The organism is Halopseudomonas phragmitis (assembly GCF_002056295.1).
Taxonomy (GTDB): Bacteria; Pseudomonadota; Gammaproteobacteria; order Pseudomonadales; family Pseudomonadaceae; genus Halopseudomonas; species Halopseudomonas phragmitis.
Genome location: NZ_CP020100.1, coordinates 1,126,888 through 1,138,769, shown reverse-complemented (window position 1 = coordinate 1,138,769; position 11,882 = coordinate 1,126,888). Strand labels below are relative to the sequence as shown.

Annotated in this window: 14 protein-coding genes; 5 read left to right on the top strand and 9 right to left on the bottom strand. The window is 61.1% G+C overall.

Annotated features, from left to right (window positions below):
- Positions 1 to 2 precede the first annotated feature (2 nt).
- Entirely contained in the window at positions 3 to 911 is a 909-nt protein-coding gene (gene argB / locus BVH74_RS05310; RefSeq protein ID WP_080051631.1) for an acetylglutamate kinase, read from the top strand.
- Positions 912 to 913: 2 nt separating this feature from the next.
- A complete protein-coding gene (locus tag BVH74_RS05305) occupies positions 914 to 1,348 on the top strand; it encodes an acyl-CoA thioesterase (protein ID WP_080049060.1) in 435 nt (144 codons plus the stop codon).
- 23 nt (positions 1,349 to 1,371) lie between these two features.
- Here the strand turns inward: BVH74_RS05305 and BVH74_RS05300 are convergent, their stop codons facing one another.
- A complete protein-coding gene (locus BVH74_RS05300; protein WP_231705571.1) occupies positions 1,372 to 1,950 on the bottom strand; it encodes a DUF4124 domain-containing protein in 579 nt (192 codons plus the stop codon).
- A 53-nt stretch (positions 1,951 to 2,003) separates the two neighbouring features.
- The gene (gene pyrE / locus BVH74_RS05295) at positions 2,004 to 2,654 is read right to left on the bottom strand and encodes an orotate phosphoribosyltransferase (protein WP_080049058.1); all 651 of its coding nucleotides are present in this window, start codon (positions 2,652 to 2,654) and stop codon (positions 2,004 to 2,006) included.
- A gap of 71 nt (positions 2,655 to 2,725) precedes the next feature.
- Here pyrE and BVH74_RS05290 point away from each other — a divergent pair, with 71 nt between their 5' ends.
- Positions 2,726 to 3,505: an exodeoxyribonuclease III gene (locus BVH74_RS05290; protein WP_080049057.1), complete on the top strand. Its 780-nt coding sequence runs from the start codon at positions 2,726 to 2,728 to the stop codon at positions 3,503 to 3,505.
- A 17-nt stretch (positions 3,506 to 3,522) separates the two neighbouring features.
- Here the strand turns inward: BVH74_RS05290 and BVH74_RS05285 are convergent, their stop codons facing one another.
- A complete protein-coding gene (locus tag BVH74_RS05285; protein WP_080049056.1) occupies positions 3,523 to 3,903 on the bottom strand; it encodes a DUF4870 domain-containing protein in 381 nt (126 codons plus the stop codon).
- A 36-nt stretch (positions 3,904 to 3,939) separates the two neighbouring features.
- Positions 3,940 to 4,659: a ribonuclease PH gene (gene rph / locus BVH74_RS05280; protein ID WP_080049055.1), complete on the bottom strand. Its 720-nt coding sequence runs from the start codon at positions 4,657 to 4,659 to the stop codon at positions 3,940 to 3,942.
- Positions 4,660 to 4,785: 126 nt separating this feature from the next.
- Between rph and BVH74_RS05275 the strand changes: the two genes are divergently transcribed.
- Together BVH74_RS05275 and arfB are read left to right on the top strand one after the other, a co-directional pair.
- On the top strand, positions 4,786 to 5,652 hold the full coding sequence (locus tag BVH74_RS05275; protein WP_080049054.1) for a YicC/YloC family endoribonuclease: 867 nt from the start codon (positions 4,786 to 4,788) through the stop codon (positions 5,650 to 5,652).
- 7 nt (positions 5,653 to 5,659) lie between these two features.
- A complete protein-coding gene (gene arfB, locus BVH74_RS05270) occupies positions 5,660 to 6,073 on the top strand; it encodes an alternative ribosome rescue aminoacyl-tRNA hydrolase ArfB (RefSeq protein WP_080049053.1) in 414 nt (137 codons plus the stop codon).
- On the opposite strand, the gene BVH74_RS05265 is transcribed toward arfB, so the two are convergent.
- The 5 genes from BVH74_RS05265 to BVH74_RS05245 are packed head-to-tail and all read right to left on the bottom strand — an operon-like array spanning position 6,074 to position 11,881.
- The gene (locus tag BVH74_RS05265) at positions 6,074 to 7,549 is read right to left on the bottom strand and encodes a right-handed parallel beta-helix repeat-containing protein (protein WP_177344512.1); all 1,476 of its coding nucleotides are present in this window, start codon (positions 7,547 to 7,549) and stop codon (positions 6,074 to 6,076) included. It lies immediately after the preceding gene.
- Positions 7,550 to 7,565: 16 nt separating this feature from the next.
- Entirely contained in the window at positions 7,566 to 8,684 is a 1,119-nt protein-coding gene (locus BVH74_RS05260; RefSeq protein ID WP_231705570.1) for an alginate lyase family protein, read from the bottom strand.
- Positions 8,675 to 10,081 (bottom strand): alginate O-acetyltransferase AlgX-related protein, encoded by a 1,407-nt coding sequence (locus tag BVH74_RS05255; protein WP_080049051.1) that lies wholly within the window; start codon positions 10,079 to 10,081, stop codon positions 8,675 to 8,677. Before BVH74_RS05255 ends, BVH74_RS05260 begins: the two co-directional genes overlap by 10 nt.
- Positions 10,082 to 10,112: 31 nt before the next feature.
- Complete coding sequence (locus BVH74_RS05250; RefSeq protein WP_080049050.1) at positions 10,113 to 10,757, bottom strand: alginate O-acetyltransferase AlgF; 645 nt, start codon at positions 10,755 to 10,757, stop codon at positions 10,113 to 10,115.
- Positions 10,758 to 10,774: 17 nt separating this feature from the next.
- Complete coding sequence (locus BVH74_RS05245) at positions 10,775 to 11,881, bottom strand: alginate O-acetyltransferase AlgX-related protein (RefSeq protein ID WP_080049049.1); 1,107 nt, start codon at positions 11,879 to 11,881, stop codon at positions 10,775 to 10,777.
- Position 11,882 lies beyond the last annotated feature (1 nt).

Sequence of the window (11,882 nt, the reverse complement as noted above, 5' to 3'; positions counted from 1 at the left end):
GCATCATGTTGAGTCGCGACGCCGCCGCCCAGGTATCCCGGGTACTGACCGAAGCTCTGCCCTATATTCAGCGCTTCACCGGCAAGACCATCGTTATCAAGTACGGCGGCAACGCCATGGAAAACGAGGAGTTGAAGAACAGCTTCGCCCGCGACGTGGTACTGATGAAGACCGTCGGCATCAATCCGGTGGTGGTTCACGGCGGCGGCCCGCAGATCGGCGACCTGCTCAAGCGCCTGAACATCGAAAGCCAGTTCATCGAAGGCATGCGGGTAACCGACAGCCAGACCATGGACGTGGTGGAGATGGTACTGGGCGGCCAGGTCAACAAGGACATCGTCAACCTGATCAACCAGCATGGCGGCAGTGCCATCGGTCTGACCGGCAAGGACGCAGGCCTGATCAAGGCCCGCAAGCTCAAGGTCAGCCGCCACACGCCGGGCATGGACAAGCCGGAAATCATCGACATCGGTCATGTCGGCGAAGTCGCCAGTGTCAACGCCCACCTGATCAACCGGCTGGTCTCGGACGACTACATTCCGGTCATCGCTCCGATCGGGGTGGGTGAGGACGGCGCTTCCTACAACATCAATGCCGATCTGGTAGCCGGCAAGGTCGCTGAAGCACTGGGTGCCGAGAAGCTGATGCTGCTGACCAACATCGCCGGGCTGATGGACAAGGAAGGCAAGGTGCTGACCGGGCTGACCACTGCCCAGGTCGATGCACTGATCGCTGACGGCACCATTTACGGCGGCATGCTGCCGAAAATCCGCTGCGCCCTGGATGCGGTGCAGGGTGGGGTTGGCAGCGCCATCATCGTTGACGGCCGGGTACCCAACGCGGTGCTGCTGGAGCTGTTCACCGATACCGGGGTCGGCACCCTGATCACCAACCAGCAGAAGGTTCGCTGAGCATGCACAAGAGCGATTTCCGTTTCAGCCACCGCTTGCGGGTGCGCTGGGCCGAGGCCGATTTGCAGGGTATCGTCTTCAATGGGCACTACCTGACCTATGCCGATGTTGGCATTACCGAGTATTTCCGTGAACTGGGCCAGGCCTACAGCGCCGAAACCGGGGTCAAGGGCGCCGACTTCTTCGCCGTGCGCACCCTGCTCGAATACCGCTCACCGGCTCGTTTCGACGAGCAGTTGGATGTGCATGTACGAATTGCCAAGCTGGGCAACTCCAGCATGCAGTTTCTGATCGGGATCTATCGCGATGATGAACTGCTGGTCAACGGCGAGATCGTCTATGTGCATGCCGACCAGAGTAGCCGCCAGCCGACCCGGATTCCGGAGGCTTTCCGTGCGGCGGTACGTGAATTCGAACGGTGCACACCAGAAGGCTAGCGGATTGAGGGCGAATAATGCCCTCAATCACCCAGCAGCGTACTCAGACGCAGACGGCGCTGCTCGAAGCTGCTGTTGACCTCAGATTTCTCGCGCTGTGAGCGCTCAATCAGCCGGTTCAACCTGCGCTGCTCGGAATCCAGCTCATCCAGCTCCTGCAGAATGCGTGCATCCACCGCCCGGCCGGCCCGCTCCTGGGCAGCCGCCCGTTGCTGCAGGTTTTCCCGCTGTTTGGCCAGTTGCTGAAGATTGCCCTGGGCCGTGAGAATCTGGTTGTCGATCTGCTCGATCTGACGGGCATGGGCTCGGTCCAGATCCGCCACGCTGCTGTACAGGCGCAACAGCGTGGCATCGGCTACTGCCCGGCGCTCGGCTTCGCGCCGGGCCTCCAGCTCCTCCGGAGTCGGGGCCGGAGGGATCACTTCCTTGACTCGCCCTTGGGGGTCAAGTACCTCATAACCGCGGCCAATTGCCTCCGGCGGCACTCGACTGTCAAGCACCGTCACGCCACGCTCATCGGTATAGCGATACAGGTCGGCCTGCACCCCCAGCGACAACCCGGCTACGATCAGCCCGATTGCAACCCCCAGCCTTCGCATCATAGCCCTCCCCGGCATGAAGCCTCCCGCTTGTTATTCTAGTCAGGCTACCAGCATCAGCCCTGAATACCGTACTGGGCCCGGTAGGCCTGGACCGCCGGCAGATGGTGGCGCAATTCGGCATCCTCTTCGAGGAAGCTCATGACCTGACTCAATGAGACGATGCTGATGACCGGAATGCCGTAGTCACGCTCGACTTCCTGAATCGCCGACAACTCGCCCTGGCCACGCTCTTCACGGTTGAGCGCGATCATCACGGCCGCCGGAGTGGCACCTGCTGCCTGGATAATCTGCATGACCTCACGCACGGCAGTGCCGGCAGTGATCACGTCATCGATAATCAGCACCCGGCCTTCCAGTGGCGCCCCGACCAGCGTACCGCCTTCGCCATGGTCCTTGGCTTCCTTGCGGTTGAAGCAGTAAGGCAGATCACGGTCAAAGCTCTCGGCCAGCGATACTGCGGTTACCGCCGCCAATGGAATGCCCTTGTATGCAGGACCAAAGATCACATCGACCGCTTCAAGGCCACTGTGAACCAGAGCCTGGGCATAGAAGCGCCCGAGCCGGGCCAGTGCGCCGCCGGTATTGAACAGCCCGGCGTTGAAGAAGTAAGGGCTTTTACGCCCGGATTTCAGCGTGAACTCGCCAAACCGCAGAACCTGCTTATCCAGAGCAAAACGAATGAATTCCCGCTGATATTCCTGCATCCCCAGCCTCTTGTTAACAAAAATGGCGCAAGCTCGGTTATCATACACCCTCGATTTTGGGGGAGCCATGTATGCGAATCATCAGTCTTAATGTCAATGGTGTCGAGGCCGCAGCGGCTCGAGGACTGTTTGACTGGCTGCGCACACAGGACGCCGACGTCATCTGCCTGCAGGACATTCGCGTAACCGAACCCGAGCTCGAACAGGATCCCTATTGGCTGGATGGCTACTGGCAATATTGCTTTGAAGCAGAAGTGCCCAGTCAGGGCGGTGTGGCGATCTACACCCGCACCGCGCCCAAGGCCATCATCAAAGGCCTGGGCTTTGAGCTGGCCGACCGTTACGGTCGCTTCATGCAGGCTGATTTCGACAAGGTCAGCATTGGTTCTTTGCTGCTGCCCTCCGGTCGTGATGGTGATGCCGACCTGAACCAGAAGTTCAAGTTCATGAACGACTTCACCACCTACCTGAACAAGCAGCGCCGCAAGCGCCGCGAGTTCATCTACTGCGGCTCGCTGCAGGTTGCGCACCTGAAACTGGACGTAAAAAACTGGCGTGACTGTCAGCACCAGCCTGGCTTCATGGCCCCGGAACGGGCCTGGATGGATGAAATCTTCGGTAACCTGGGCTACGTCGATGCGCTACGCGAAGTGACCCGCGAGTCCGACCTGTACAGTTGGTGGCCCGACAGCGAACAGGCCGAAAGCCTCAATCTGGGTCTGCGTTTCGACTACCAGTTCCTTACCCCGGGCCTGCGCCGTTTCGTCAAGAACGCCCGCATCCCGCGTGACGTCCGCTTCTCCCAGCATGCGCCGGTGATCATTGACTACGACTGGACGCTGAGCATCTGACCTGGGAATCCCTGGGTTTATTTGATAATCCGCCAACAGAACGGGTAGCGGTAGGCCTTGCCTTCGTTGACCTTGATCGCGGCAATGATCATCAGCACCACAGCGCCAGCCACCACTACCGCAATCAGCACGAACCCGACCAGCACCACCATCAGCATGAAGCTGAGGATCGCGGCCAGGCTGACACTGATCTGAAAATTCAGCGCCTCCTTGCCCTGATCATCAACAAAGGGGTCGCTGTCCTTTTTCAGCTGCCAGACCAGCAGCGGCGCAATCAGGTTACCAACAAACGGAAACAGGTAGCCGGCAAAGCCGGCCAGATGAGCGAACATCGCCCAGCGCCGGGCATCCGGGCTGGGACTGTCGAGCACAGCGGGTTGAGGCTGTTCATCGGTCATAACGGCACCCCTTTTCCAGTCGCATGGCGGTCGGTGTCAGTCCTGCAACGCCGCCTGCTGCAAGGCGAAGAGTTCATCCACGCCCTTGCGCGCTAATGCCAGCATAGCATTGAGCTCCTCAGGACTGAACGGCACCCCTTCGGCAGTGCCCTGTACCTCGATGAAACCACCCTTGTCAGTCATTACTACATTGAGGTCGGTTTCCGCAGCCGAATCTTCCAGGTAGTCCAGATCCAGCACCGGCTCGCCCTGATAAATCCCCACCGACACCGCCGCGATCATCTGAATCTCGGGAATCTTCTTGATCGCCCCGCGCTGCTTCATCACCCGCAGAGCATCCACCAGCGCTACACAGGCACCGGTAATCGACGCCGTGCGGGTACCACCGTCGGCCTGGATCACGTCGCAGTCGATATGCAGGGTATTTTCGCCCAGGCTGTGCAGGTCCACCGCCGCGCGCAGCGAACGGCCGATCAGCCGCTGGATTTCCAGGGTCCGACCACCCTGCTTACCCTTGCTGGCCTCACGCTGCATACGCTCACCGGTGGCGCGTGGCAACATGCCGTACTCGGCGGTGATCCAGCCCTGACCGGAGCCACGCAAAAAGCGCGGCACCCCGGACTCGACGCTGACCGTGCAGATCACCTTGGTGTCGCCGAACTCGACCAGCACTGCACCCTCCGCGTGCTTGGTGTAATGCCGGATCAGCGTGATCTGGCGCATCTGGTCGGCGCTGCGGCCACTGGGTCGTTTCATGTCAGGGTCCTTTGTACTGCGGTGTATTGAATGTGCACCGATTATACGGGCCCAACCGGCCAGGCGACACCCGCAAGCGCTAAGGGGTACAATCCGGGCATCAATACTAGGGACGAGAGGCTTCCGATGGTTTACAGCATGACTGCATTTTCCCGCCGTGAATCAAGCACCGAACAGGGCAACCTGGCTTGGGAGATGCGCTCGGTCAACCATCGTTATCTGGAAGCCAGCCTGCGCCTGCCGGAAGCCTTCCGCGAACTGGAAGGCCCGCTGCGCGAACGGCTGCGCAAGCAACTGGGGCGCGGTAAGGTCGAATGCACCCTGCGCTTCAATCCACAGGAAACCAGCAGCAGCGAGCTCAGTCTCAACCAGCCGCTGCTCGATCAACTGATCCGCGTCAGCCAGCAACTGGCCGGCCAGCTCGACAACCCGGCGCCGATCAACCCGCTGGAACTACTGGCCTGGCCGGGTGTACTGGCCGGCAGCGAGCAGGACCAGAGCAGCCTGGTCAAGCAGGCCGAGCGACTGTTCAACGAAGCGCTGGAAGAACTCAAGGCCCAACGTGCCCGCGAAGGTGCCGAGCTGCGCAAACTGATCGAAGAACGCCTGGACGCCATCAGTGATCGGGTCGCCAGCCTGCACGAGATGATGCCGACCCTGCTCAGTGCCCACCGGCAGAAACTGATCGACCGCTTCAACGAAGCCCGGCTGGAGCTCGACGGCACCCGCATCGAACAGGAACTGGTGCTGTTGGCGCAAAAGATCGATGTGGCCGAAGAACTCGACCGGCTCGCCACCCACGTCAGCGAAACCCGCCGGGTACTCGACGACAAGGGCGCCATCGGCCGGCGGCTGGACTTTCTCATGCAGGAGTTCAACCGCGAGGCCAACACCCTGGGTTCCAAGGCCATCGACAGCCGCAGCACCCAGGCCGCGGTCGACCTCAAGGTGTTCATCGAGCAGATGCGCGAGCAGGTGCAGAATATCGAGTGACATCACCATGCTGAAGATCACCGACGACATAACTCTGGCCGACTGGGAAATCGAGCTAAGCCAGATCCGGGCCCAGGGAGCGGGCGGGCAGAACGTCAACAAGGTGTCTTCAGCCGTGCACCTGCGCTTCGATATCCCACATTCAAGCCTGCCGGCGGAGGTCAAGCAGCGTCTGCTGGCGCTGTCTGACCAGCGCATCAGCAAGGATGGGGTGGTGGTGATCAAGGCGCAGTCGTTCCGGACCCTGGAGCAAAACCGCGAAGATGCCCTGTTGCGCCTGCAGCAGTTGATTCAAGAGGTGCTCAAACCGCGCAAGCCGCGCCGCCCTACTCGGCCAACCCGCAGCTCCCAACGCAAGCGGGTAGACGAAAAAACCCAGAAGGGCCGGATCAAGGCCCTGCGCGGCAAGGTGCCGCTGTAATCAGCCTTCGGCGGGCAGCAGGCTGACCTGCTCCAGCTCCAGTTCGACCAGCCGACCCTGGCGCAGGGTCATGTCCAGCAGCGGGGCCTGGAACGGTAGCAGGTCACCAATCAACAGATTCTGTTGCACCGGATTGGCCCGATAGTTGTTGGCGCCCAGCACCAGGTTGTGCATGCCCTGTACCCGAATCATGGCCTTGCCGACCCGCTCCAGATGGTTGCCGGTCAGGCGCAGCGGCCCACTCCCCGCCTCACTGTTGCGGATACTGATAGCGTATTCGGGCGTGCCGATGATCCGGTTGCCGATGATGCTGGCCTGGTGCAGACCGGCGCCGTCGATCGCACTCAGCCGGCTGTTGCCGATCAGGTTGTCTTCGATCAGCAGGCCGGTGGCAGGGGTCATATCCCGCAGCAGCAGGCCATAGCCGGCGGAGGCACCGATCTGGTTGTCACGCACGATCAGGTTGCCGTCCAGCGCGTTGAGCTCAATGGCGCTTTTGCTGGCGCGGAAAATCCGGTTTTTCTCCAGCCGGCCCTGACTGCGCCCACTGACTCGGATCGCACTGATATTGCGTACGTCCTCAATCCGGTTGCCTTTGATCAACAGGCGACTGTCACTGGCATCCAGAGCATATTGCTGCATATCGCTGAAATGATTGCCAGTCACTCTGGCCAGGGTCTGGGTCAGGTCCAGGCCGACCGACATGTCCTCAAAACGGCTGCCGCTGATCAGCATCTGCACAGGAGCCACGCTGGCGGCCTGCTGGGTACTGCGTGCGCTGGTCACCCCGCGCGACAGGTGCTCGTTGTAGCCCAGACGCTCAAGTTGCGAGTCTTCAATACGCAGGCGGCTGCCGGCCCAGTTCATCAGAAACGGCCGGTAGGGCCTATCAGTGGCATGAGGCCGGCCGTCGCTGTAACCGATCAGGCTGGCCTGCCTGAGGCTCAACAATCCGCGGTTGATCAAGGCCGTGCCGGAATAGCTGTGCAGATGCAGTTGGGTGCCTTCGATCAGCAGAGCCGCGTCCGGGTCGATCATCAGCGGATAGTGCAGCAGGTAGCCGCCCTCATGCCGACTGAGAATCCGTTCGTTGTTGAGCTGGGCATGGAGCTGCTGCAGGCTGATGCTGCCCCCCTGGATCACCACCGCCCGAGGATGCTGATTCTGGTAGCCGGCAATGGCCCGGAACAACCCATTGTGCACAAAGGGCTCGAACGGCCAACTGCCCTGCTGGGCCGAGTACATGGTCAACAGGCTGACTTCGGCGCGCCCGGCCGGCGCCCGAAACGCCAACTCCGGCACTGCAGTGGCGGCCTCAAGCCTTGCGCGCTGCTCACTGAGCTGATCTTGCTGGTCTACGCTATCGAGCACCACCAGCGGTAACCGACTGTCCGCCTGCAAGGCACCGCTGCCGAGCGCCAGCGCCAGGCCCCCGAACAGGCCCAAAGCACTACGCTTGAATGACGACAAAGACATGGATGGAGCCCTCAAATCAGTCGATATTCGGATAGAAGAAGCGGATGTTGCCGCCAACCTGGCCGTAGTAACCCAGCTCGCTACCGGCCTGACCATACAACTGCCGAGCCAGGATATGGCCGGGTTGCTGCTTGAGGAACGGGATCAGCCAGACCATCTTGTGGTTCGGTGGGCGTTCCTGGCCGGCTTCCAGTTCAGGCAGGTTGGCCGGTTCCAGCACGCCACGTACGGCGAAGTTGGCCAACTGGCCAAGCTTGCGTTGCTGATCCGTACTCAGACTGCGACCGTTGGCTTGCATGCTTTCGGCCAGCAGTACCAGCGGCACCAGGGCATAGTGGGTATAGTCGACCGCCAGCCGACCACGGGCGGTTTCCAGCGGCAACTGCACGTAGTCTCCGGCCTGACCGGGCTGCATCTGCTCGAAGGCCAGTTGCAGGGTTTTTGCAGCCCAGTCGATATGGGCATTGCGGTCCAGCAGCATACCGGTGCTGCTGACAGCCCAGGCGGCCCAATAGTCGTGGTTGTTGAACCAGGTAAAGTCGAGGGTCTGGCGCGGGCTGTAATCGCTGATCACGGCGTTGGACAGGCGCTCCAGCCAGCTGCGCTGGGCAGTCGACAGCTGATAACCACCGTTACTCAGGGCCCGGACCTTGAGCAGCCCGGAACCCAGGGCAGCCAGTGACCATTTGCGCACGGCACGGCCAGTGCCGCTGACCTCGCGGCTGAGCATGGCACCCGGCTGAGCCCAGGCCTCCAGCCATTGATGCAGACATGCCAGGCTCAGATTGACCTCCTGCTCATTGCGGGCCCGCTCATAGCGGGTGATGATCTCCTGCAAGCCCCGATGATACTCGGTGATCTGCTGACGAATGCGCTCAGACTCCTGGGGCAGCGGCACCAGCGTGGTCTTGCTTGCCTCGCTCTGGTCGTACTTGCTGTCAACCCGCAGGTGCCCGGTATAGGCTGGCGGCGGTGAGTGAGGGCAGCTCAGGGCACGGTAGTCACCGATCATCGCCGACTGACTGGTGGCCCGTGGCGGCCACATACTGGTGGCGGCACTGGCACTCGCCGCCCAGAGGCTGGCCAGCACCATCAGCAGGGCGATGACGGAAGACTTAAGTCGGACTAACGGCACAGGCTGACCTCCAGATCAATCGGCTTGTCGGACGCCTGGGTCGGCTCGATGAACACCGACAGCAGGTTGGCGTTGCGGAACTCGGTAGCCTTGCTCAGCTCCAGGTAGTACTGACCGCCACTGACAATTCCCGGACGCCGAATCCAGACCTTGTCACGACTGCCATTGTCGTAATAGACGATGACGTAGAAGTTGCGCAAATCGCGGTCGGACATCTTGATATCCAGTACACCGTCGGCCCCAGTCAACGCCTGACGCTGGGCACCACTGTTGCTCAGCACCTCGATCCGGTCGTTCTCCCGATAGCCCGAACGTTCGGCACGTCCGCTCAGCACCGTGGTGCGCGCTGCGCAGCCTCCTTCAGCTGCGGGCACCAGTTGCCGGTACATGACCTCGCTGGCCAGCTTGTAGTTGGCCGGCAGTTCCCAGATGATCAGTTTCGGCGGATTGTTCGTTGAGTAACTGGGTGACAGCAGGTACTCCATCAAGGCACCATCCTGACCACCCCCCTGCAAGGAGAAGTTCATCAGGTTGACCGACAGGTACTCCTTCAGATAACCATCAAAGTTGTACTGCTTGGTGTCTTCGTCACGGGCTGCCGAGTTACTGGTACCGACCAGCGTCACCTCCGGCTCGGGAATATCGTCGAACAACGCACTGACTTCATCAACTTCCGGCACGGTCTGGAAGTTCTGCACATACTGATAGCCAAAATCATTGCCGCACAGGCGGCTGAAGGCCATGTTGTGGGCGCCATCCTTGGGAATGATCACGCTGGGCTCGGTGCGATAGGTGCTCTTGGTCAACCCGGCATAGACCGGCTGACGACGCACTTCCTGCGCCACCAGTTGCGCGGTGGCCTTGGCCCCGGCCGGAGTCCAGTGGGTATCGCGGCGGAAGAAGTATTCCTCCTGCGGCGGGTTTTCCACCAGATTCATGACGTCCGGCACGATGGCCCCGGCGTTTCTCAGCTGGGTGAGAAAATGACGCAGATTGGCTACCCCTTCGGCGTAGTCGAAACCGTAGGCAAAGTCCGGGCGCACTTTGTCACGATGCATCAGGCCACGCGTTGGCTGAACCACGATCGCCACCTCGGTGCCCTGGCGGTTGAAGGTAGAAATCAGCCGGGCCAGCTCCGGCTCCATGTGCGCCGGCATGCCGAAATCGGTGGTCAGATCCACATCCGAGCGAAATAGCCAGCTTCCCCTGCCCGGAGCCATGAAGCGCATGATCTTCATCCCGCCCTCGGCGTACTGTTGCGGATCGCTGAGCGCCGGACAGATCAGGCACTCGGGGCCGAGGCAGGGTTGATTGGGGCCAGCCTGGGCCTGGGCCGCCGGCACAGTGAACCACAGGGCCATCAGCAAGCCGAGAGTTGAGGGGTACGCAGGTTTCATCCTTGGCTCATTCCTGGTCGGTTGCACAACGTTATTCGGTCGGGTCGATGGTGCTGGACATGGACAGGGTTCTCAGCCCGCCCGCTTCCTCGACCACCATGAAGCTGTAGGTGTTGCCCAGCTTGAGAAACACTTCGTCAAACTGGGCCAGTTCCTGCTCGCCAGCGTAGGCGGAAAAGCCGATCTTGATCTCATTGACCGCCCGCAGCCCGGTTTCATTAGTCCCGATCGCCTCAACCACGGTGTGCTTGCCATCGCGGGTCTTGAGCGCCACAGGTTGCGAGGTCAGGTTATAGAATCCGACCTGGGCCTTGCGCGGGTCATCAACGAACTTATCGGCAATCAGCACGAACTGGCCGTCCTTGTAGAGCACGGTGGTGGCGCTGCTGGCCTCGAACTGGGCCTCCAGACTGTTGCCCTCAATGGTCAGCCGCCCAGGGCCCGGCGAGGTGAAGCGGTAGCTACCCAACTGCCCGGCAGCGATGCGCTGTTCACGCTGCTTGCCGCTCAAGCCGAAACCGATACTGGTGCTGCCCAGGTTGAATACCCGGACAAAGGCCGAATCGGCTGGTGCCACCCCGTCATACAGGTCGGCGTTGCCATCCTGAGCCTGGGCCAGGGTGGCCAGCAACAGCAGGCAGGGCAGACACAACCAGCGGTAGATGCGCACATTCATGATGACTTCTCCTAGGGCTAAAACTGTCGTTCAAAAGGGTCGAGTGAGGCCCGGCGCGTGTTTTGCTGGGCCAGCAGCGTGCGCACCGGGAACTCCCATATCACGGTTTCAATACCATGGCGCTGCTCGGGCTCCAGCTTCAGGAAGTTGTCCATAGCATGAAATGGGCCGTGCGCCTCAACCGCCACACTCATCACATCCTGTCCAAGAGCCTGTTTCAGCGCGCCAATGAAGTTCCATTCAGCGACCTGGGTGTAGCTGGTGCCAACCACAGCAGTGCTCAGGCCAATATCGCCGAACAGGCTGTGGGCATCGACCTGCTGCTCCTGACGGCGGGTTTCATACAGCGCCAGCTCGACCGGCTCGAAGTAATCCGGACGCAAGCGCTGATCAAACTGCAGGTAACGCTGCAGATCCCCGCTGTGCTGTTTGCTACCGATCTGCTCGGTCACGAATCGGGTCGGCCCCCGCAGCTCCGGATGCCGGGCAACCAGCAGCTCGGCGGCCAGACGTGCACCTGCAGGACTCCAGTGGGTATCGTTACTGAGAAACAGCTCCTGGCTACTTGCCGCCGCGCGGAAACCGTCGCGTAAGTCGACTACCTCGACCGCCTGAGCCTGCAGTTCAGCCTGCAACCGCTGATACAGGGTTTCGACCGTTTCGGCCGGCTGACGCAGGCGATAGTCGGCATAGACTTCAAGCTTCATCGGCACAGGCAGCAACACCAGGCGCATACCTTCGGCCTGCAATTGGTCTCGGGCCTGGGTAATGTGGCTGACCTGGCGGGCAATGCTCGCCTCCAGATTGTTCGGAACCCGGTACTCCTGGCTGGTGAACAGCCAGCCATCGCGACCGAGCACAGCGCCGCTGGTGGCCTCACCGAAGATCAGTTGCTGCGCATTGGCCCATAGCTTGATCGAAGGGTCGCGCAGGAACAGCTGCTTGTCGTAGAACTGCTCGAAATGCCTGACCAGCTTGCCGTCGAAAAACAACGAACCGGGGTTTTCCTGACTCCGGGCAAACCCGTACAACGTCGGCAGCGAATACAGGAACATGGCGCCCAGCATGATGCAGAAGGCGATGCCGTTGAGCTTGCTGGCGCTACGCATGACGGGCAGGTTCATG